General features: G+C 66.3%; 20 protein-coding genes and 1 pseudogene. 5 read left to right on the top strand and 16 right to left on the bottom strand.

Features of this window, described 5'->3' with window-relative positions; all coding sequences use genetic code 11:
- Positions 1–207: 207 nt before the first annotated feature.
- The 7 genes and pseudogenes from LFT46_RS18125 to LFT46_RS18095 form a co-directional block, all read right to left on the bottom strand.
- Complete coding sequence (locus LFT46_RS18125; protein ID WP_236820580.1) at positions 208–1,017, bottom strand: IclR family transcriptional regulator; 810 nt, start codon at positions 1,015–1,017, stop codon at positions 208–210.
- 80 nt (positions 1,018–1,097) lie between these two features.
- A complete protein-coding gene (gene uraH, locus LFT46_RS18120; protein WP_236820579.1) occupies positions 1,098–1,436 on the bottom strand; it encodes a hydroxyisourate hydrolase in 339 nt (112 codons plus the stop codon).
- Positions 1,433–1,930 carry a 2-oxo-4-hydroxy-4-carboxy-5-ureidoimidazoline decarboxylase gene (gene uraD / locus LFT46_RS18115; protein WP_236820578.1) on the bottom strand — a complete coding sequence of 166 codons (498 nt, stop codon included), beginning with the start codon at positions 1,928–1,930 and terminating at the stop codon, positions 1,433–1,435. Before uraD ends, uraH begins: the two co-directional genes overlap by 4 nt.
- A gap of 171 nt (positions 1,931–2,101) precedes the next feature.
- The gene (locus tag LFT46_RS18110) at positions 2,102–2,527 is read right to left on the bottom strand and encodes an ATP-binding protein (protein ID WP_236820577.1); all 426 of its coding nucleotides are present in this window, start codon (positions 2,525–2,527) and stop codon (positions 2,102–2,104) included.
- On the bottom strand, positions 2,520–2,852 hold the full coding sequence (locus tag LFT46_RS18105) for an STAS domain-containing protein (RefSeq protein WP_141945622.1): 333 nt from the start codon (positions 2,850–2,852) through the stop codon (positions 2,520–2,522). Before LFT46_RS18105 ends, LFT46_RS18110 begins: the two co-directional genes overlap by 8 nt.
- Positions 2,852–4,810 (bottom strand): glycosyltransferase family 2 protein, encoded by a 1,959-nt coding sequence (locus LFT46_RS18100; protein WP_236820576.1) that lies wholly within the window; start codon positions 4,808–4,810, stop codon positions 2,852–2,854. Before LFT46_RS18100 ends, LFT46_RS18105 begins: the two co-directional genes overlap by 1 nt.
- A pseudogene (locus tag LFT46_RS18095) lies at positions 4,807–5,920 on the bottom strand (PP2C family protein-serine/threonine phosphatase). Before LFT46_RS18095 ends, LFT46_RS18100 begins: the two are co-directional and overlap by 4 nt.
- Positions 5,921–6,186: 266 nt before the next feature.
- Here LFT46_RS18095 and LFT46_RS18090 point away from each other — a divergent pair.
- A complete protein-coding gene (locus LFT46_RS18090) occupies positions 6,187–6,468 on the top strand; it encodes a hypothetical protein (protein WP_236799800.1) in 282 nt (93 codons plus the stop codon).
- 195 nt (positions 6,469–6,663) lie between these two features.
- On the opposite strand, the gene LFT46_RS18085 is transcribed toward LFT46_RS18090, so the two are convergent.
- Entirely contained in the window at positions 6,664–7,236 is a 573-nt protein-coding gene (locus tag LFT46_RS18085; RefSeq protein WP_236820575.1) for a GNAT family N-acetyltransferase, read from the bottom strand.
- A gap of 9 nt (positions 7,237–7,245) precedes the next feature.
- On the bottom strand, positions 7,246–7,638 hold the full coding sequence (locus LFT46_RS18080) for a hypothetical protein (protein ID WP_236820574.1): 393 nt from the start codon (positions 7,636–7,638) through the stop codon (positions 7,246–7,248).
- Positions 7,639–7,732: 94 nt separating this feature from the next.
- Between LFT46_RS18080 and LFT46_RS18075 the strand changes: the two genes are divergently transcribed.
- Positions 7,733–9,127: an MFS transporter gene (locus LFT46_RS18075; RefSeq protein WP_236820573.1), complete on the top strand. Its 1,395-nt coding sequence runs from the start codon at positions 7,733–7,735 to the stop codon at positions 9,125–9,127.
- Between the two features lie 53 nt (positions 9,128–9,180).
- Here LFT46_RS18075 and bcp read toward each other — a convergent pair whose 3' ends face one another.
- The 7 genes from bcp to LFT46_RS18040 form a co-directional block, all read right to left on the bottom strand.
- A complete protein-coding gene (bcp, locus tag LFT46_RS18070; protein WP_236820572.1) occupies positions 9,181–9,660 on the bottom strand; it encodes a thioredoxin-dependent thiol peroxidase in 480 nt (159 codons plus the stop codon).
- A gap of 81 nt (positions 9,661–9,741) precedes the next feature.
- Entirely contained in the window at positions 9,742–10,404 is a 663-nt protein-coding gene (locus LFT46_RS18065) for a winged helix-turn-helix domain-containing protein (protein WP_236799793.1), read from the bottom strand.
- Between the two features lie 9 nt (positions 10,405–10,413).
- Positions 10,414–11,757 carry an allantoinase AllB gene (gene allB, locus LFT46_RS18060; protein WP_236820571.1) on the bottom strand — a complete coding sequence of 448 codons (1,344 nt, stop codon included), beginning with the start codon at positions 11,755–11,757 and terminating at the stop codon, positions 10,414–10,416.
- A complete protein-coding gene (locus LFT46_RS18055; protein ID WP_236820570.1) occupies positions 11,750–12,943 on the bottom strand; it encodes a glycerate kinase in 1,194 nt (397 codons plus the stop codon). The genes allB and LFT46_RS18055 overlap by 8 nt, the downstream gene beginning before the upstream one ends.
- Before the next feature lie 2 nt (positions 12,944–12,945).
- Positions 12,946–14,736, bottom strand: coding sequence for a glyoxylate carboligase (gene gcl / locus LFT46_RS18050; protein WP_236820569.1), 1,791 nt, complete (start codon positions 14,734–14,736; stop codon positions 12,946–12,948).
- 131 nt (positions 14,737–14,867) lie between these two features.
- Complete coding sequence (locus LFT46_RS18045) at positions 14,868–15,746, bottom strand: 2-hydroxy-3-oxopropionate reductase (protein ID WP_236820568.1); 879 nt, start codon at positions 15,744–15,746, stop codon at positions 14,868–14,870.
- Between the two features lie 106 nt (positions 15,747–15,852).
- The gene (locus LFT46_RS18040) at positions 15,853–16,653 is read right to left on the bottom strand and encodes a hydroxypyruvate isomerase family protein (protein ID WP_236820567.1); all 801 of its coding nucleotides are present in this window, start codon (positions 16,651–16,653) and stop codon (positions 15,853–15,855) included.
- Between the two features lie 191 nt (positions 16,654–16,844).
- Between LFT46_RS18040 and LFT46_RS18035 the strand changes: the two genes are divergently transcribed.
- From LFT46_RS18035 to LFT46_RS18025, 3 genes are all read left to right on the top strand, one after another.
- Positions 16,845–17,735 carry a hypothetical protein gene (locus tag LFT46_RS18035; protein WP_236820566.1) on the top strand — a complete coding sequence of 297 codons (891 nt, stop codon included), beginning with the start codon at positions 16,845–16,847 and terminating at the stop codon, positions 17,733–17,735.
- A 76-nt stretch (positions 17,736–17,811) separates the two neighbouring features.
- Positions 17,812–18,873 (top strand): LacI family DNA-binding transcriptional regulator, encoded by a 1,062-nt coding sequence (locus LFT46_RS18030; RefSeq protein ID WP_236820565.1) that lies wholly within the window; start codon positions 17,812–17,814, stop codon positions 18,871–18,873.
- Between the two features lie 100 nt (positions 18,874–18,973).
- Complete coding sequence (locus tag LFT46_RS18025) at positions 18,974–19,717, top strand: MBL fold metallo-hydrolase (protein ID WP_236820564.1); 744 nt, start codon at positions 18,974–18,976, stop codon at positions 19,715–19,717.
- The last annotated feature ends 26 nt before the right edge of the window (positions 19,718–19,743 follow it).

Below are 19,743 nucleotides of genomic sequence, written 5' to 3'. Positions count from 1 at the left end.
TGCAGGAGCCCTAACGGCAACCGGAAACCGCGGCCATGCGGGGGAAGGGTCATTAGCCCTGTGGGGGAGGTGTTCCGCAAAGATCAACAGAGTTCGCGCTAAGCAACAAGAGTGCTGTACGTCACTTTGAAAGTCAAGGGAGGCTGCACAGGCCGTGTCCCCGCTTAAAGCAAAATGACCCCCGGCCAGCCGGGGGTCATTTTGTTGTTATCGGACCGTGTAGCCCATGTTGGCGCTGACCTTGAGTCCGGCTTCCTTGAGTGTTTCCAGCAGCCCCGGGATCTGCTCAGGGTCGAAACGGAATGCGGGTCCCGAGATGCTGAGGGCGCCAATCACGGTGCCCTGGTGGTTGTAGACGGGCACCGCCACCGCGTTCAGGCCGATTTCGAACTCCTCGCGGACCACGGCGTACCCCTTGGCGGCCACCTCGAGCAGCTCCGCGTCCAGTTTCTTCCGGTTTGTGACAGTCCGGGCCGTTCGGGCTTCCAATCCCGTCTCCTTGAGGATCCGGTCCCGTTCATCGGCCCCCAGTGCTGCCAGGAGCACCTTTCCGCTGGAGGTCGCATGCAAGGGCGTGAGGCTTCCCACCCAGTCGTAGGTGGCCAGCGTGGAAGGGCCCATGGCTTGGTCCACGTTGACTGCATAGTTGGAACGCAGGACGGCGAGGTTGACGGTTTCCTTGAACTCCTCCGCCAGGCTTTCCAGCACAGGCCGTGCCTCGTGCACCAGGCTCAGCCTGCCGGGAATGGAACTGGCCAGGCGCAGGATGCCGAAGCCGAGCTGGTACTTTCCGCGCTCGCTGTTCTGGTGGACCATTTCGCGGGTTACCAGGGAACCCATCAGCCGGGAGACGGTGGACTTGTGGATCCCCATCTCCTCGGCGATCTCGCTCACGCCGGCGTGCCCTTCCCTGGCCAGGATCTCCAGGACGGTCAGAGCACGCTCCACGGACTGCACTCCGCCTGACTGGCCGCCTTCGGTGTCGGTATCTGATTCCGGTTCATTTTTAGGAGCCATACTTCCTGATCCTATGCGGGAACTGTGACGGCCGTGACATTGGATCAACCTGGGCGGCGTCCGGCCGCCCTGGATTTCCGCTAGCTCCCGCGGTAGGTGGAGTATGCGAACGGGCTCAGGAGCAGCGGCACGTGGTAGTGCTCGGGGCCGGTGACCTCGAACACCAGGTCCACTTCGGGGAAGAAGGTCTGCGTCCGCAGGCCTGCGTAGTACTTGCCCGTGGCGAAGTTCAGCTTGTAGTGTCCCGGTTCCAGCTGCTCCGGCCCCAGGTCCTTCGCCCGGCCGTCCGCGTCGGTGCTGGACGCTGCCAGCTCGCGCCAGGTGCCGCCGTCGTTCTTTGAAAGGACGACGGCGACCCCCGCCGCCGGGCGCCCGGCGCCGGTGTCGAGGATGTGGGTAGTGACGTGGGAAACGCTCATTCGCTGATCAGTCCTTCGAGCCGCAGTACGGCGATTTCGCGCAGCTGCTGCGCCACGATGCTGTCTTCTTCTTCCGGAGAGTTGGAGAGCCGCTGGTTCAGGGCCGCCAGGATTTCCGGGGCGGTGCGTCCGGCTGCCCGGATCAGGAAGACCCGGCCGAACTTCTCCTCGTACTCACGGTTCCCGCGCGCCAGGGACCCGGCGGCTTCAGCGTCCGCAGGGTCCACCCCGGCCTGCTCGGAACGGGACATTGACGCCTCGGTGCTGGCCGCCGTCGGGCGTTCCCCGATCCTGGGGTGGTGGGCCATGGCGGCTTCAACCTCGGCGGGAGTGAAAGGGTTGGCAGCCTGGGCGGCGAACTCCAGGAGCTCGATACGGCCGGCGAACGGGCGTGCGCCGGCCACCGCCTCCACCCAGCGGCTGATGTCGATGCAGGGCCGGAGGATGGCCTGGGCCGCGGTAGGATCCGCGCTGTTGAATTCGGCAAGCTTCATGCTGGTCGTATTCCTTGGTGTCATGCTGGCATCCACGGTGACGGCTATGCGGACGCCGGAGTGCCCGGCACCTGCGCACAAAGGCAGGCTTCCGCATCATGGAACTGTTATTTCAGCATACGCAATATTCAAGAGCAGGCGAGGGTCACTGTCAAGCGGCGCGCCAGATTCCTAGTCTCCTGAGGACGTCCTGGAAAGCACCCACGTGTTGGTTCCGTCCTGGCGCTCGAATGTCACCGTGGTGACCAGCGCCTCGATCAAGGCCAGGCCGCGCCCCGACTCGGCGTCGTCGTCCGGGGTGGAGGCCTCCATGGGACCGAACGGCGCCTTGGCGTAATAGGCGCTGACCCGGGCCTGCAGCAGCGCGGGCTGCACCGTGGTCTCCACGCCCAGCTCCACCTCGCGGTCCCCGGCCGGCTGCGCATGCTGGACGATGTTGGACGCGGATTCGATGACGGCGGTGGTGAACGTCATCTGGTCCATGTCGTTCACGAACGGGACGTCCAGCCACAGGCTGTCGAGGTCGTTGTGGATCTCTTCTATGGCCTCTTCGGCGGCCGGTCCGCGGAAGCTGCGCGATGCCAGTACCTCAGTCATTGCTGAACGCCTCCTCGGCCGTGGGGTAGGCGGTGAGGACCTTGTCCATGCTGGTCAACTTCAGGACCATGTTCACTTGCGGCTGCACGGCAGCGATGCGCAGGTCGCCGCCGGCCTGGCGGGCGGCCTTGAGGCAGCCGATCAGCGCGCCAAGGCCGGAGGAATCCATGAACGCAGTGTTTTCCAGGTTGACCACGATCCGGTTGGATCCGCCGGCGATGACGTCCGTGACGAACTCGCGCAGTTTGGGCGCGGAGACCATGTTGAGCCGGCCGTCCGCCTTGACCTCCGCGTACGAATCTTTGACCTCGTAACTGAACTCCATCAGGATTCCTCTCTGTTTGCAGGTTCTGCGGCCGGTTCGTACCCCTTGTAGAGCACGGCGCGGACCAGGATGCTCGTGACCACCAGGTCAAAGACCACCCAGACAACGTTGACCAGGGTGCCCAGCGGCTCGGCCAGGCCGGTGGCCAGGCGGATGATGCCGACGACGGCGGCGACGGCCAGCAGGATGGACACCACGATCTGGGGCCGGATGAGGCTCCAGCTGGGTCCGCCGCTTTGGCGCGCCTTTGGGGTGACGGCAAACCCAAGGGGACGGCCGAACCAGACGTTGCGGGCCGCCGTCGTGCATGCCCTGATCCAGGTGGGGAACAGCGCAAGGCTGTACTGCTGGCCGCGCCAGGTGGGAATGCCCCGGCCTGCCACGGCGAACAGCAGCTGGTTGACCACCATGAACGGGATGAACCGGATGAAGAAGTCCCAGCTCAGGCTGCTGACCGGCAGGATGCCCAGCAGCAGGTAGATGATGGGGGCGGCGAAGTAGATGACCGCGGCGAACCCGCTCAGGTACGTCCACATGGTGGCGAAATACATCAGGCGCTGGCCGAGCTTGAGGCCCTTCTGCACCAAAGGGTTCTCGCGGAGCAACACCTGGATGGTGCCCTGGGCCCACCGGAGGCGCTGGGTGAGCATGGTCTTGAGGTCTTCCGGCGCCAGGCCGTAGGCCAGGATCTCGTGGTGGTAGACGCTCTCCCAGCCCATGGCGTGCATGCGCATGGCGGTGGCCATGTCCTCGGTCACCGAGATGGTGGCCAGAGGCATCACCGGCTGGGCCTCGTTGCTGCGCTCCACGGTGAGGGCATCCAGGACGGCCTGGACGGACTCCAGGGCGCCCAGCGGGGACCAGTCGCGGGCGGACATGCGCTGGACGGCGTCATCAGCCACCACTGGGACACCGGACTCGCCCACGTGGGCCAGCTCCATGGCGGCGATTTCCTCGAGGTCTGCCTGCAGTGCTGCGACGTCGGCCTGGACCAGGGTCTGGACGGCGGCGTCCACGCGGCGGCGGACCCGGTAGGTCACTTCGCTGAGGGGGCGGCCGGTGTCCACTTCCGCCTGGGCTTCGCGGGTCGCCGCCTCCACCTCGTCCAGGACCTCCGCCACCAGGGGTGACTCGACATCGGCAGATTTCCGGGCCTGCTTGATGGCTGCCCGGGAGGCGGCCAGGGCCCGGCGGATGCTCTTCTCGGTTTCCTTGACGTAGCCCACCAGGCCCAGCTGCATCAGGGCCTCCCGGCGCAGGATGGCGTTGGAGCCGCAGAAGAAGGCCGCGTTCCAGCCGTCCTTGCCCTGCTGGATGGGGCCGTAGAACAGCGGTGCCTGGCTGCCGAGCGGATCGTCGGCCGGGACATTGCTGAAGTACTGGGGCGTCTGGACCAGGGCCACGCGCCGGTTGTTGAAGTAGCCCAGGGTCTTTTCCAGGATGTCCGGCTCGGGGATCTGGTCCGCGTCCAGGATCAGCAGGAATTCGCCGTGGGTGACCATGAGGGCGTTGTTGAGGTTGCCGGCCTTGGCGTGCCGCGGCAGGTCCTTGGTCCAGTCCCCGCTGCGGGTGACGTAGCCCAGGCCATGCTGTTCCGCCAAGGCCTTGAGCTCGGGGCGGGCGCCGTCGTCCAGGATCCAGGTGCTGTGCGGGTGCCGGATCTTCTGCGCCGCCAGCGCGGTGGTGAGGACCATGTCCAGGTCCTCGTTGTAGGTGGTGATGAAGACGTCCACGGTGGCGTCTTGCGGCGGCGGCGGGGCGCCTTTGCGGATCTTCAGCTTCCACACGGTCATGCCGAAGAGCATGACGTCGATCAGGCTGTAGGTTTCGGCGACCACCAGGGGGAGGGCAATCCACCAGGCATCCCAGTTGAGGGACGCCGCCCAGCGCCAGGCGATGTAGTTCAGGCCGGTCAGGACGGTGAGCACCACCACCAGCCGGGTCCAGAAGCGGGTCATGCTGCCACCTCCCCGGGGAGCCGGCGGACCACAACCACCGTGACGTCGTCTTCGGCGGTCTCCGCCGGGGCGAGGGCCATGATGGAGCTGCTGGCTTCATGGGCCGAACCTGCAGCCTGCGTTGCCTGCTGCACGGCGTCCGTGAAATCCTCCACGGACTCGAACACATCCAGCACGCCATCGCTGACCACAACCAGGGAATCGCCCGGGGCCAGCTCCAGCTCTGCCTGCGGCCACTGCCTTCCGGGCCAGGCCCCCACTGGAGGCCCTCCGGTGGGGAGGCGGTCCGCCGGACCCGCAGGTTGGACGTGCAGCGCAAGTCCGTGGCCGGCCGTCGACGTAGCTGACCTTGCCGGACGCCGCGTCCAGCCGGGCATGGAAGAGGGTGACGAAGGAGTTGGAGGAGTCAAGGTCGCTGGCGATTGCCTTGCTGGCAGAGGCGAACCCCGCGTCCAGGTCCTGCCGCAGGCCGGTGGAGCGCATCACTGCACGGACCGTTGCCGCGATCAGCGCCGCGCCCATGCCCTTGCCCATGGCATCGGCGAAGGTCAGGTGGAGCCCGTCGGGCGTCTGGTACCAGTCGTAGAAGTCGCCGCCCACGCTGCGGGAGGGGCGAAAAAGGCCCGAAACGTCGTAGCCGTCCACCCGGATGTCCTCCTTGGGCAGAAGGCTTTGCTGCACCTCCGTGGCGCGTTCCAGTTCACTCCGGGCGGCGGACGCCGCCGCTTGGGAGGGGCGGCGGCGGAACAGGGCGTTGATCCGTGACTGGAGTTCCCGGGGGCTGAACGGCTTGCTGATGTATTCATCGGCGCCGTTGTCCAGCCCGGTGAGCTTGTCCAGTTCGTCCGCGCGGGCAGTGAGCATCACGATGAACGCGTCCGAGAATTCGCGCAGGAGCTTGCATACCTCCAGCCCGTCAAGGTCCGGCAGGTTCAGGTCCAGCGTCACCAGGTCCGGTTTGGTCCGCCGGACTTCCTCCACTCCGGGGAGGCCGGCGCCCGCCTGGGTGACGTCAAAGCCCTGCTTCACCAGGACGCGGACCAGCAGGCCGCGGATGTCCGGGTCATCTTCGATGACTACCGCACGGCGAGTTTCGGAGGGAGAGACCATTCTCTACTTCTACCGTATTAAGCCGCACAGGGCATGTCTTAGGCTTCACAGTTTCCGGTGACTTGCCTGACAGGAGGCGATACCCACCCTTTTCGGTCCTGCGCAGGGGCACCGCTCAGCAGATCTTGTGGAAATCTTGGCATCTGCTTGCCGGGACGTTGAGGTGCGGCGCTCACACTCGAAGGAACGCAGCAGCTTCCAGGAAACAGCGTACGACGACGACACCGCGCGGAGGCTGTACGGCTTGCGGAAGGCGGGGAAGCCACATGGAACAAGTTAAGAGGAAGGGCGCGGACAAGGCCAAAGCATGGCTTCGCGTCTACTTCCACTCACGCAAAGTACGGGCGGCATCGCGGGAACTGGAGCACGCGCTCGCCGAATCGCGGGAAGTGTCCAGCTGGCCGGGGGACCGGCTTCCGGTGGGGGAGGAGATGTCCCGGCACGTAGAGAAGCTGACCCGGCGGCTGAAGCTGGAGACCGAGGCGCACCGCAGGCTCGAAGTCCTTTTCAAAACTGCGGGTGGAGGGCATTCCGTAGCGGCGCTTTAGGTGCCACACTTAGCAGCAATCGATTGGCTGGGGGATAGTCAGGAGATTGCTGTGAGTTTGTTGCTCGGCTGGTCGTACCTAATGGCAGGACTCATGACCATGGACGCGCTGCTCCTGGCGCTATGGGCCATGGAGGTTGACTGGGGCAAATACTGGCGCCGGAAGTAGCTCTGGGGGAGCCGCCGAAGCCCGTGCTTATGTGAGTTCCAGCCGCATCAGCACGCGCGGAAAACCGTTCAGGACCGACGTCGTGTCCGCCGCCTTGGTGAAGCCTGCGTCCTCGAACAGCTTGCGGGTTCCCACATATGCCATGGTGAGGTCCACTTTGCTGCCGCCGTTGTCCACCGGATAGCCCTCCACGACGGGCGCCCCATAGGACCGTGCCATCCCGACGGCACCTTCCAGCAGGTGGTGCGAGATCCCCTTTCCGCGGTGGCCGGGGCGTACCCGGAGGCACCAGACCGACCAGGCGTCCCGGTCGTCAACGTGCGGGATCTTCCTGTTGCGGGCGAAGCTGGTGTCCGCGCGCGGGTGGACCGCTGCCCACCTAACGGGTTCGCCGCCGTCGTACGCTATGACTCCGGGTGGCGGATCCTGGGTGACCAGCCGCCTGACCAGTTCCCCCCGTTCCTCGCCCCGCAGCGAAACGTTTTGCTTGGAGGGGATCCGGTAGCTCAGGCACCAGCAGACCGTGGCGTCCGGCCGCTTGGGCCCTACCAGTGCTTTGACGTCCTCGAAGTTTGTTGCCGGACGCACCTCGATCACCATGCGATCATCCTAGTCACCGGGAATCCGGCCAATACTCCACGCCGCCACCCTGCGGACGTCAACACGGGTTGCCTGCAGCGGCACCCTGACTCCTCCTGAGAGAAGGACAGGCCCCAGGAAGTGGATGTACTGCGGCTGGGCGCCGTTGCCGGATTCATCCGTCGCGGATTCCCAGGCGTCGAGGACCCCGGCGACAGCCCAGCTGCCAATCCGCACCTGGTCATTCTGCCGCTGCGTCCAGGCCTGCTCCGACACCACCGATCCGGACAGGACCGCACCGTCGACCACTACGGTTAGTTCCATGGTGGCGTCCTGACTTGACCCGAAGACCGAGGCGAGCACCAGTGCCAGGCGCGGGTCCTTCCCGTTCGCCGGCGCTTCCTTATCCGTCCCGTTGTGCATGGCGTCCCCTTCCTGAATTTGGGGTAGAGCTGAATCCCCTTCAGGCCAGTTTCCACCCTGTTGGCGGTCCTTGCGCGTCACTACACTGGGACGCATGACCCAGCAGGAACCGGGCAACGCCGCTGCGGATCCAGAAACAATCCACCGCTCCCTGCGTACCCCGGCCCAGCGCTCCCGAACCTTTGCCGGCATCCTGGTCAACACCGCCCTGGCGAATATCACCACCAGCTACCTGTGGTTCGCGCTGACTTTCTGGCTGTACCTGGAGACGCGCAACGTGATTGCCACCGGCGTGGTGGGCGGCGCCTACATGCTGCTGATCGCCCTGTCCAGCATCAGCTTTGGCACTTTCGTGGACCGTTACCGCAAGCTGGCCGTCATGCGCTTCGCCGCCGGCTTCAGCCTGGTCATGTTCGTGCTGTCGGGGGTGATGTTCCTGCTGACGCCCTCGGCATCGCTGCTGGACCTGGGGCAGCCGTGGTTCTGGATCTTCAGTGTGATCATCCTGGTCGGCGCCGTGGTGGAGAACCTGCGGAACATCGCCCTGTCCACAACCGTCACCATCCTCATCGAGCCTGAACGCCGCGCCAATGCCAACGGGCTGGTGGGTATGGTGCAGGGGCTAATGTTCATCGTCACCTCCCTGCTGTCCGGACTCTCCGTCGGGTTGCTCGGCATGGGCTGGACCATCGCGGTCGCACTGGTGCTTACGGCGCTCGCCGCCGCGCACCTGCTGACCCTGCGGATGCCCGAGGAAGTGCGCGCGGCGGCAACGGACGCCCAAGGCGGCTTTGATCTTCGGGGTTCTTTGGCCGCGGTGCTGGCCATCTCCGGGCTGTTTGCGCTGGTCCTGTTTTCCACGTTCAACAACTTCATCGGGGGCGTCTACATGGCGCTGATGGACCCCTACGGGCTGGAGATGTTCTCGGTGGAGATGTGGGGCGCCGTGTTCGCAGTTGGATCCACGGGGTTCATTATCGGCGGTGCCCTGATCGGCAAATTCGGGCTGGGAGCCAACCCGTTGCGCACCCTGCTGATGGCAGTGGCAGTCATGGGGGTTCTCGGCGCGGTCTTCACCCTGCGGGAGTGGGCGTGGCTCTACATCCTGGGAATCTGGCTCTACCTGCTGCTGGTCCCGTTCGTGGAGGCGGCCGAACAAACCGTCATCCAGCGGGTGGTGCCGTTGGAGCGGCAAGGCCGCGTCTTCGGCTTCGCTATGGCGTTTGAGTCCGCCGCGGCCCCTGTCACCGCTTTCCTCATCGCCCCCATCGCCCAGTTCTGGATCATCCCTTATGCGCGGTCGGCGGACGGCGCCGCCGCCCTGGCGCCGCTGCTGGGTGAGGGCACGTCCCGCGGGATCGCCTTGGTGTTCCTGGTGGCGGGCATCATCATGATCGCGGCGGCGCTGCTGGCCTTCCTTACGCCGGTCTACCGCAGGGTTTCGGCGTCCTATGCGCAGGTTGCAGCAGAGGTGAAGGCAGAAGGTTAAACGCCGGACGCCCCAGCAGTATGTACTGGGGCGTCCGGAGATGCAGAGAGAGCTTAGACTCCCAGGGCTTCCTTGAGGCGGGTGACGTGGCCGTCGGCCTGGACCTGGTACTGGGCCAGGGTGACGTTTCCTTGGGGATCCACTACAACCGTGGAGCGGACGATCCCCTCGTGGATTTCGCCGTTGACCAGCTTTTCGCCCCAGGCGCCGTAGGCCAGGGCAACCGCGTGGTCGGGGTCGGAGAGCAGCGGGAAGGTCAGGGAGAAGTCGCCGCTGAAACCGGCAAGCGCTTCCGGGGCGTCGGGGGAGACACCGAGAACTTCATAGCCCTTGCCCTGCAGGGAGGCAAGGCTGTCGCGGAAGTCGCAGGCCTCGGTGGTGCAGCCGGGGGTGGCGGCCTTGGGGTAGAAGTACACGATGACGTTCTTGCCACGGTAATCGGCCAAGGAGGTTTCCCGGCCCTGGGCGTCCCGGAGGGTGAAATCAGGAGCCGGGGTGCCGGGCTGAAGCTTGGTGGTCAGGGTGGGGCTCATGGCGTTCCTTTGTAAGACTCGGTCAGTGATGGCCAAACATCCAGTGAAGCGGGTTGCCGCTTACTGATACAAACCCGCGCGTCATATGCAGTATTCCGCAGGACCCCGAACCGCGGCGTGCGGGCCGGGAACAAACTGGTAGCCGCCGCCGCGCACCGTGGCCACGGCGTGGCGGGCGTTGCCCAGTTTCTTGCGGATCCTGCCCACGTATACGTCGATGGAGCGGGCGGTGGCGCCGGGGAAATCCAGCGATTCCAGGAACTCCTGCAGCTCCTCGCGGCCCACTGTGCGGGACAGGTGGGTCACCAGATACCGGAGCACCTTGTACTCGACGCCGGTCAGCGCCACCGGACGGCCGTCCAGCAGGACGGTGTCCGCGGCAAGGTCCACGGCGACGCGGCTGACGGGGCCGGCCGACGGCGGCAGGCGGGTGCCGCCGTCGGCCCTTGAAAGTGCCGGGCTGGGTGCCTCCGCCGCGGAGGAAGCGCGGGAGGAGTCATCTTTTGCTTCCTCCGCGGCGGACGTGGGGGCTCCGGCGGCAGGCCAGTGGACTTCCGCCTCCGGAGCAGTTTCGAGGGCCCTCGCGAGGACCATTTGGGCGGCATGGTGCAGGAGTTCCGGGCTGGTTCCTTCAGCCGGGACCACCCACAGGGCCAGTCCGTGGGCCGTGGCCCGCCGGGCCGGAACCGGATACGGCACCTGGTGCGGGGCCGCCGTCCGTGGATGATGGGCTTCCACTGCCATGGCGCGCCCCTATACGCCGCCGCGGCGGATCAGCTTGCCCGTAGGGGTCTGGCCGTCCACTACGGCGCCGCGGAGGTAGGTTTTGCGGACGACGCCGGACAGGGCTTTGCCGTCGTAAGGGGTGATGGGGTTCTTGTGCTTGAGCTTGGAGACGTCCACAACGAAGGCTTCGTCCGGGGCGAAGACGGAGAAGTCGGCGTCGTAGCCCAGGGCCAGCTGTCCCTTGTTGGTCAGCCGGGCCAGGTTGGCGGGCTTCTCTGCCATCCAGGACACCACCTGCTCCAGCGGGATGCCGCGGTGCCGCGCTTCGGTCCAGATCAGGGACAGGCCCAGCTGCAGCGACGAGACGCCGCCCCAGGCCACGGCGAAGTCGCCATTTTCCAGGTCCTTGAGGTCCAGGGTGGAAGGGGAGTGGTCCGAGACGATGCAGTCGATGGTGCCGTCCTGCAGGCCCTGCCACAGCAGCTCCCGGTTGGAGGCCTCGCGGATGGGCGGGCAGCACTTGTAGGCGGTGGCACCGTCCGGGATTTCCTCCGCCATCAGCGTGAGGTAGTGCGGGCAGGTCTCCACGGTGAGCCTGACCCCGTCACGCTTGGCGCTGGCGATCATGGGCAGCGCGTCCGACGACGACAGGTGCAGGATGTGCGCGCGCACACCGGTCCAGCGGGCCCGTTCGATGACCTCGGCGATGGCCTTGTTCTCGGCGCCGCGGGGTCGGGAAGCCAGGAAGGTTTGGTAGTGGTCGCCGCCCGGGTGGGGTGCGCGGTCGATGGCGTGCGAGTCTTCGGCGTGGACGATCATGAGCGAGTCAAAGGACTTCAGCTCGGCCATGTCCTCTTCCATCTCGTCCGCGTCCAGGTGCGGGAACTCGTCCACACCGGAGTGCAGGAGGAAGCACTTGAAGCCGAAGACGCCCTCGTCGTGCAGGGGGCGCAGGTCGGCCTTGTTGCCGGGGATGGCCCCGCCCCAGAATCCGACGTCGATGAACGCCTGGTCCTCGGCCACCTCGCGCTTGAGCTTGAGGTTCTCCACCGTGGTGGTGGGCGGGACGGAGTTCAGCGGCATGTCGATAATGGTGGTGACGCCGCCCGCTGCCGCAGCGCGGGTGGCGGAGGCGAAGCCCTCCCACTCGGTGCGGCCAGGCTCGTTGACGTGGACGTGGGTGTCCACCAGGCCGGGGAGCAGGGTTTCGTCGTCGGCCAGTTCGATGACTTCGGCGCCGGCCAGGCCGTTGCCCAGCGGTTCGATGGCCACGATCTTGCCGTTGCGGACACCTACCTCGCGCGGCGCGATGCCGGCGGTGGTCAGGATGCGCTGGCCCCGGATGACGAGGTCAAAACGTTCTTCAGACACGGAGGTCCTCCTTGGTACTTGCGGCGGCGGGCCTGTTGGCCGCCAGCCCCGCACTGATTTGGGTGCCCAGCTGCTCCAGCAGCGGCCCAGCCTCTGCTATGCACCTGTTTACATCGGTTTCGAGCGCCGTCAAAGCGTAGACGTCCTCGAATCCGGCCGCTGCCGCCTGGCCCTGGTCCAGGGTGGTCCGGCCGCAGACGGCGATGACCGGAACGCCCTGGGCCGCGGCGGCCCGCGCAACGCCCATGGGGGTTTTGCCCAGCAGGCTTTGCTCGTCCAGGCTGCCTTCGCCGGTGATCACCAGGTCTGCACCCGCCAGGCGGTCCGCCAGCCCGGTGAATTCCAGGACGACGTCGATGCCCGGCCGCCGCGACGCGGCCAGGACGGCGATGGCGGCGTAGCCCACGCCGCCGGCTGCCCCGGCTCCGGGAGCCTCAGCAGCCTTGACGGCGCGGAATCCGATTTCCCTGGCCAGGACTTCGACAAACCTGGCCAGGGCGGCGTCGAGCATGCCGACGTCTTGGGGCGTGGCGCCCTTCTGCGGACCGAACACCGCTGCGGCGCCTTGGGCGCCCAGCAGCGGGTTGTCCACATCGGAGGCCAGCACAAACCGTGTGTCCACCAGTCGGGGCTCGAAATCGGTGAAGTCGATGCTGTGCAGGTTTGCCAGCGCAGCCCCGCCCGGTGGAAGTTCGTTGTTCCTGTTGTCCAGGAACCTGGCGCCGAGCCCCTGCAGGAGCCCCGCGCCGCCGTCGGTGTTGGCACTGCCGCCCACGCCGAGCACGATCCGCCGGCAGCCGGCGTCGAGCGCTGCCCGGATGAGCTGGCCGGTGCCCAGGCTGCTGGCCGTGGCGGCAGACGTTGAGTCCGGGCGGCCGCCATTCCGGACGCTTGGCACCAGGGCCAGCCCGGACGCCGTCGCCATTTCAATGACTGCCTCATGCCCGCGGACCGCGAAGTCCGCCTGCACCGGCTGTCCGGTTGGCCCGGCGACCGTTGCCGTGCGGCGGGTGAATCCGGAGCCGACGGCGGCGTCGAGGGTGCCCTCCCCGCCGTCGGCCACCGGAATCCGGACCACGTCAAGGTTGCCGCCGGCCCCGCGCTGCAGGCCCTTTTCCAGGTGGCTGCACACCTCCGGGGCTGACAGCGATCCCTTGAACTTGTCCGGGGCGATCACGATGCGCATGGTTAGGCCTGCAGTGCCAGGATGGCGGTGGGAGCGTCGGCGGCGGATTCCGCCAGTTCCTCGAACTCGTTCACGGCGTTGATTTCCACGCCCATGGAGATGTTGGTGACCTTCTCCAGGATCACTTCCACCACCACGGGAACCCGGAACTCACCCATCAGGGCCTTGGCCTTGTCGAACGCGGCAGCGAGGTCGCTGGGGTCCTCCACGCGGACGGCCTTGCAGCCCAGGCCTTCGGCCACCTTCAGGTGGTCCACGCCGTAGCCGCGGGTGTCCTCGGACAGGTGGGAGCTGTTGATGTTTTCGAACGCCAGGGACACGTTCTGTTCCATGTTGAAGCCGCGCTGGGACTGGCGGATCAGGCCCAGGTAGGAGTTGTTCACCACCACGTGGATGTACGGCAGGTTGAACTGCGCGCCCACGGCCAGTTCCTCGATCATGAACTGGAAGTCGTAGTCGCCGGAGAGGGCCACCACGGTCTGGTCCGGGTTGGAGCGGGCGACGCCGAGGGCAGCCGGGGCGGTCCAGCCCAGCGGGCCTGCCTGGCCGGCGTTGATCCACTTGCGCGGGCCGAAGACGTGCAGCATCTGCGCGCCGGCGATCTGGGACAGGCCGATGGTGGACACGTAGGTGGTGTCGCGGCCGAAGGACTTGTTCATCTCCTCGTACACGCGCTGCGGCTTGATGGGGATGTTCTCGAAGTGCGTCTTGCGGTGCAGGGAGGCCTTCCGGTCCTGGCACTCTGCACCCCAGGCGCTGTAGTCCGGCAGGGACCCTGCCGCTGCCCGCTCCTTGGCGAGCTCAACCAGCCCCGCCAGCGCCGCGCCGGCGTCGGACGCGATGCCCAGGTCCGGTGAGAACACGCGGCCGATCTGGGTGGGCTCGATGTCGATGTGCACGAACTTGCGGCCTGCCGTGTAGGTTTCCAGGCCGCCGGTGTGGCGGTTGGCCCAGCGGTTGCCGATGCCGATCACGAAGTCGCTCCGCAGGTAGTTCTCGTTGCCGTAGCGGTGGCTGGTCTGCAGGCCCACCATTCCGGCCATGAGCTGGTGGTCATCCGGGATGGTGCCCCAGCCCATCAGGGTGGGGATGACCGGAACGTTCAGGGTTTCGGCCAGCTCCACCAGTTGCGCGGAGGCGCCGGCGTTGATGATGCCGCCCCCGGCCACGATCAGCGGGTGCTTGGCGGCGAGCAGCATGTCCAGGGCCTTTTCCAGCTGCTTGCGGGAGGCCTTGGGTTTCTCAACGGGGAGTGGCTCGTAGGTGTCGATGTCGAATTCGATTTCTGCCATCTGCACGTCGATGGGCAGGTCCAGCAGCACCGGCCCGGGGCGGCCGGAGCGCATCAGCTGGAAGGCCTTCTGGAAGGCGCCGGGAACCTGGCCCGGTTCCAGGATGGTCATGGCCATCTTGGTGACGGGCTTGGCGATGGACTCGATGTCCACGGCCTGGAAGTCCTCCTTGTGCAGCTTGGCCACGGGGGCCTGGCCGGTGATGCAAAGCATGGGGATCGAGTCTGCCCAGGCTGCGTAGAGGCCGGTGATCATGTCGGTGCCGGCGGGCCCCGAGGTGCCGACGCAGATGCCGATGTTGCCGTCCTTGGCGCGGCTGAAGCCATCGGCCATGTGGCTGGCGCCTTCGACGTGGCGGGCCAGGGTGTGGCGGATGCCGCCGTGGGCGCGCATTGCGGAGTAGAAGGGGTTGATGGCGGCGCCTGGCAGGCCGAACGCCTCGATGGCGCCTTCCTTTTCCAGGATGGCCACCGCTGCATCAACGGTACGCATCTTGCTCATGGGGTGCTCCTTGTTGTGCCCCTTTGGGGCGAAGTCTGGGTGTTTTTGGGTATGGTGAGGGAACCGCCGTCGTTTTATGTCCGACGGCGGGTGCCCTGCTGGTGTTTCTTAGGCGCCTGTAGCGCTGGTGCTTATTTCCTGCCGCTGAGCTGGAGGACCTGCTTGAAGAGTCCGGAGTGGTCCAGTGCGCCGTCGCCCTGGTTGACGGTGGCGGCGACGAGCTGGGCGACGATAGCGCCGAGCGGGATGGTGACGTTGGCTTCGCGGGCGGCCGAGGTGACGATGCCCAAATCCTTGTGGTGGAGGGCCAGGCGGAAGCCGGGGTCGAAGTTGCGGTCCAGCATCTTCTGGCCCTTCTGGTCCAGGACCTTGGAGCCGGCCAAGCCGCCGCCGAGGACCTTGAGGGCGGCGTCCGTGTCCACGTTGTAGGCCTCAAGGAAAGCGATGGCCTCGCCGAGGACCTCGATGTTGACGGCGACGATCAGCTGGTTTGCAGCCTTGACGGTCTGGCCTGAGCCGGAGGGGCCCACATGGACGATGGTCTTGCCGACGGCGTTCAGGACATCCTGGGCGTCCTCGAAGTCGGCCTTCTCACCGCCGACCATGATGGAGAGGACGGCGTCGATGGCGCCCTGTTCGCCGCCGGAGACCGGGGCGTCGAGGGGGCGGATGCCTGCTTCGCGGGCCTCGTCGGACAGGCGCTTGGCGACGTCGGGGCGGATGCTGGAGGCGTCGATCCACAGGGTGCCCTGCTTCGCGTTGGCGAAGACGCCATCCTTGCCGCTGACTACGCCCTCAACGTCGGGGGAGTCCGGCACCATGGTGATGACGACGTCGGCATCCTTGACGGCGTCAGCGATGCTCGAGGCACCCTTGCCGCCCTCGGAGACCAGCTTGTCGATCTTGTCCTGGCTGCGGTTGAAGCCGGTGACGGTTTGGCCGGCCTTGACCAGGTTGATTGCCATGGGCAGGCCCATGATTCCGAGTCCGATGACTGCAACGTTGCTCATGATGGTTCTCTTTCTGAAGTCTGTATGTGTTCCCAACTGACTCGCATTTGTTGTCGTTTTGAGGGCTCATAACGACAACTACTGCGAGTCAGTTGGGCGGGAGGGGTCAGTTGGATACGCGCTCGCGGATGGCCCAGCTGAAGGCCGTTTCCTGCGGTTCCTTGTACTCGAGGCCGATGTAGCCTTCGTAGCCGAGTTCGCGGCTGCGGGCGATCCACTCGCCGAGCGGGAGTGTTCCGCTACCGGGTGCGCCGCGTCCCGGGTTGTCGGCGATCTGGATGTGGCCGAAGTCCTTGGCGTGGTTTTCGATGACGGCCGGGACGTCATCGCCATTGACTGCCAGGTGGTAGAAGTCAGCGAGGAGCTTGATGTTGTCGACGCCGGCCTCCTCCTTCACGCGGGCGATGACCTTGAGTGCGTCGTCGGCGGTGAGGAGCGGGTACTTGGGTGCGCCGCTGACGGGTTCCAGGAGGACGGTGCCGCCGATGCGGGCCACGCCCTGGGCTGCTGCCGCCAGGTTCTTGACGGCGAGTTCGTCCTGCTCTTCGGCGGTGAATTCGTCCTGCCGGTTGCCGTAGAGGGCGTTGAAGGCCTTGCAGCCCAGGCGCTCACCGATGCCGGCCACCACGTCGATGTTGTCCTTGAACTCGGAGCAGCGTCCCTTCCAGGAGACCAGGCCGCGGTCGCCGCCGGGCATGTTGCCGGCGTTGAAGTTCAGGCCCGTGAGCTGGACGCCGGCGTCCGTGATGGCGTTCTCGAACTTGGTGACCTCGCTGTCCGCCGGGACGGAGGTTTCGAAGGGCCACCAGAATTCGACGGCGTCGAAGCCTGCTGCCTTGGCGGCGGCGGGGCGCTCGAGCAGGGGCAGCTCCGTGAGGAGGATGGAGCAGTTCACTGTGTACGTCATCGTAGGTCCTTCCAAGGAGGGCTTTGATCTATTTTCCCTTGCGTCCGGCTTCCTCACCGTTTCCGCTTTGTGGAATTTAGATTCTGCTTTATGAAAAGTGTAGGGAAGGTGGGGTGGGGTAGTCAAGACCGGCCCCGGGCAGCAGACTGGGATGACGTAAGTCCGTTCTGCGGAAACGAATTGGAGCGATCATGACCGGCGCCCGCCTCCGTCTTCTGGCCTGGCTCGTTGCCGTGGCCGGATTCCTTTCCGGCTGCACGACGGTGGCGGATCTCCGGGAGGCGTCGAGTGCTCCCGCCTCACCGGCTGCTGCATCTGCGGATGCTTCTACGGAGTCCTCTGCCGGTCCCGATGCATCCGCAGCCAGTACCGCCCTGGCACCTCCGCCGGCCCCCATCCCGGCAGCGCCTGCAGAACCGGCTCCGAGTCCGGCAGCCCCTCCAGCTCCAGCTCCAGCCCCGGCTCCAGCTCCAGCCGCGGCGCCGCAGCCGTTCGCCCTCAACCTGTACCGGGAGGGGGATTTCGTGCCGCAGTACACCTTCGACTGGTGTGTGGCCGCGAGCATTCAGATGGCGCACAACCTCATCGACGACACCGGCGGCGGAACCTGGGCTGACCGGGCACAGCAGAACGAGCTGTGGGAAATGGCGCGTGCCCGTTCGTCCGATTCGTTCAACGGTGCCAACCCGTTCGGCTGGGCGCAGGTCCTGACGTTGTCAGGAATGGGGCCGTACGGCGTCGTAAGCATTCCCGACTACCAGGAAGCACTGCGGACGGCGGCCCGTGCCATCACCGAAACGGGGCGGCCTGTTGGGCTGGTGATGTGGAGCGGCCGGCATGCCTGGGTGATGAGCGGTTTCGAGTCGGTGGGGGACCCCCGGCAGTTCGCGGACTTCTCGGTAACCGGTGTCCACGTCCTTGATCCGCTGTACCCCTACGGGAGCGGCCAGTGGGGACCGTCGCCCGCGCCCAATGCTCTGCTGAGCCCCGAACAACTTGCTACCCAGTTTGTGGTCCGTGAGCCCCGGCGGTGGAGCAGCGCCCTGCCCGCCGGCTACCTGCTGGTGCTGCCGCAGGCCTGACCTTTGTGCTTGCCTTCCCGGGCATCAGGGACGTCAGGGCCGATACCCTAGAGCCCAAAAGGTGGGTGGGACACAGGTGAGCAGCAGGACAATCGGCATCAGGGACGTGGCAGTGGCCGCAGGCGTGTCCGTCACCACGGTTTCCCATGTCCTGAACGACGTGCCGTACGCCAGGGTCAGTCCGGAAACCCGCAAGAAGGTGCGGTCCGCGGCGGAGCAGTTGGGGTATGGGCCAAACCGGCTGGCCCAGGCCCTGCGGACCCAGCGGACCGGCATGCTGGGTCTGGTCTGCGAGGACATGGCCAGCACGCCCCACACAGGCAGGATCATCGTGGGGGCGGAGGAGGCCGCCAAGGCCCGGGGGTACAACCTTCTGATCATCAACGCGTCAGGTGCGGCCAACCTTGAATCCCGACAGGCCGACGTCGGCGCGCTCCTGAACCGCCGCGTGGATGGCATCCTTTACGCCACCGCTGATTACCGAAAGGTGGAGTTCCCGGCGAACTTGGGCAGCGTGCCCGCCGTCCTGGTCGGCTGCGAGATGGGGGAACCAAAAGTCCCCGCGGTGGTGCCGGATGCGGAAGGTGGTGTACGCCGCGCCCTGCACGCTCTTGTTGGCGCGGGCCACACGCGCGTGGCCTTCATCCACAACGCCGGTGATGTTCCCTCAACCCGCCGACTGGTGCAGTCCTTCCGGGCCGCGCTTGACGAAGCAGGGCTCGACGGCGGCACGGCACCTGTGGAGTCAGGGGTCCCCAACGTGCAGGGCGGCTACTTCGCGGCCCGGCGCATCCTGTCAGGTGAAGACCGCGCCGATATGCCAACGGCACTGTTTTGCCACAACGACCTGATGGCGATGGGCGCCTACCGTGGGGCCGCCGAGTTGGGACTTTCCATTCCCGGTGACCTTTCCGTCATTGGCTTCGCTGACCAGGGGTTGGTCGCGGACAGCCTCTATCCGGCCCTGACCACTGTGGAAACGCCCCATCACGGAATGGCTGCCTTGGCAGCCAGGCTCCTGATTGACGCCGTTGAGGCGAAGAGCGACCTTTCCTTGCTTGCAGCGCAACCGGCCATGGTGGACTGCACACTGATGGCCCGGGATTCCGTCGCAGCCCCTCCAAGTCAAACAACCTAGCTCCTCCCGTCCAGGACCGCGAAGGCGTCCCCGACTACTCCGGCACCGGTTCCCATGCCCTCACGGCGTTAGGTGCATGGTTCCTGGGTACTTTCCTTTCATGCTTATCCCCAACGTCGCAGACGGTGTCCACCTGATAACCCACGCCAACGTCAACTGCTATGTGATTGAGGACGACCACGGCGTGACCCTGGTGGATGCCGGGCTGCCCAGCATGTGGCCCATGCTCACGCAGCTCCTGGAGGAACGGAACCGGCGCCCGCAGGACGTCAAGGCGCTGGTCCTCACCCACGGGCACTTCGACCACGTTGGCTTTGCCCTGCGGGCACACAAGCAATGGGGGATCCCGGTCCTGGTCCACGCGGAGGACGCCCGCCTGGCGGCGCACCCCTACCGCTATAAGCCGCAGCGCAACCGCTTCCTCTACCCCTTCACCCATCCCAAGTCGCTGCCGGCACTTAGCCGGATGGCGGCAGCCGGAGCCCTGGCCGTCAAAGGCATCTCCGATACCAAGCCGCTGGGCACCGGGGTGGCTGACGCTGTCACCGGCCGTCCTGACGTCGTCCATACTCCCGGGCACACCGACGGACACTGCATCCTGCACCTGCCGGACCGGGGCGTCCTGCTGACCGGCGACGCCCTGGTGACGCTCGACCCCTACACCGGCCAGGCCGGCCCGCAGATTGTGGCATCGGCCGCCACCAAGGACACGGGGCAGGCGCTGGCATCGTTGGAGGCCATTGCGGCAACGGGAGCAACCACGCTGCTGCCCGGCCACGGTATGCCCTGGAAAGAGGGAGCGGAAGCGGCGGTCCGTGAGGCACGCCGGATCGGCGCGCACTGACCGGAGCCGGGTCCCAGGCGGGAACG

Source organism: Arthrobacter sp. FW306-07-I (assembly GCF_021800405.1).
Taxonomy (GTDB): domain Bacteria; phylum Actinomycetota; class Actinomycetes; order Actinomycetales; family Micrococcaceae; genus Arthrobacter.
Note: the sequence above shows the minus strand (reverse complement) of the source record. Positions and strands in the feature narration are given on the sequence as shown.

Bases quoted from the DNA above. Each gene is read 5' to 3' on its own strand.
- LFT46_RS18035 (WP_236820566.1), top strand. From the start codon at position 16,845: ATGACCGGCGCCCGCCTCCGTCTTCTGGCCTGGCTCGTTGCCGTGGCC.
- uraD (WP_236820578.1), bottom strand. From the start codon at position 1,930: ATGAAGCTTGCCGAATTCAACAGCGCGGATCCTACCGCGGCCCAGGCC.
- LFT46_RS18055 (WP_236820570.1), bottom strand. From the start codon at position 12,943: ATGCGCATCGTGATCGCCCCGGACAAGTTCAAGGGATCGCTGTCAGCC.
- LFT46_RS18025 (WP_236820564.1), top strand. From the start codon at position 18,974: ATGCTTATCCCCAACGTCGCAGACGGTGTCCACCTGATAACCCACGCC.
- bcp (WP_236820572.1), bottom strand. From the start codon at position 9,660: ATGAGCCCCACCCTGACCACCAAGCTTCAGCCCGGCACCCCGGCTCCT.
- gcl (WP_236820569.1), bottom strand. From the start codon at position 14,736: ATGAGCAAGATGCGTACCGTTGATGCAGCGGTGGCCATCCTGGAAAAG.
- LFT46_RS18080 (WP_236820574.1), bottom strand. From the start codon at position 7,638: ATGCACAACGGGACGGATAAGGAAGCGCCGGCGAACGGGAAGGACCCG.
- LFT46_RS18100 (WP_236820576.1), bottom strand. From the start codon at position 4,810: ATGACCCGCTTCTGGACCCGGCTGGTGGTGGTGCTCACCGTCCTGACC.
- LFT46_RS18090 (WP_236799800.1), top strand. From the start codon at position 6,187: ATGGAACAAGTTAAGAGGAAGGGCGCGGACAAGGCCAAAGCATGGCTT.
- LFT46_RS18040 (WP_236820567.1), bottom strand. From the start codon at position 16,653: ATGACGTACACAGTGAACTGCTCCATCCTCCTCACGGAGCTGCCCCTG.
- LFT46_RS18085 (WP_236820575.1), bottom strand. From the start codon at position 7,236: ATGGTGATCGAGGTGCGTCCGGCAACAAACTTCGAGGACGTCAAAGCA.
- uraH (WP_236820579.1), bottom strand. From the start codon at position 1,436: ATGAGCGTTTCCCACGTCACTACCCACATCCTCGACACCGGCGCCGGG.
- LFT46_RS18045 (WP_236820568.1), bottom strand. From the start codon at position 15,746: ATGAGCAACGTTGCAGTCATCGGACTCGGAATCATGGGCCTGCCCATG.
- LFT46_RS18105 (WP_141945622.1), bottom strand. From the start codon at position 2,852: ATGGAGTTCAGTTACGAGGTCAAAGATTCGTACGCGGAGGTCAAGGCG.
- LFT46_RS18110 (WP_236820577.1), bottom strand. From the start codon at position 2,527: ATGACTGAGGTACTGGCATCGCGCAGCTTCCGCGGACCGGCCGCCGAA.
- LFT46_RS18065 (WP_236799793.1), bottom strand. From the start codon at position 10,404: ATGGCAGTGGAAGCCCATCATCCACGGACGGCGGCCCCGCACCAGGTG.
- LFT46_RS18075 (WP_236820573.1), top strand. From the start codon at position 7,733: ATGACCCAGCAGGAACCGGGCAACGCCGCTGCGGATCCAGAAACAATC.
- LFT46_RS18125 (WP_236820580.1), bottom strand. From the start codon at position 1,017: ATGGCTCCTAAAAATGAACCGGAATCAGATACCGACACCGAAGGCGGC.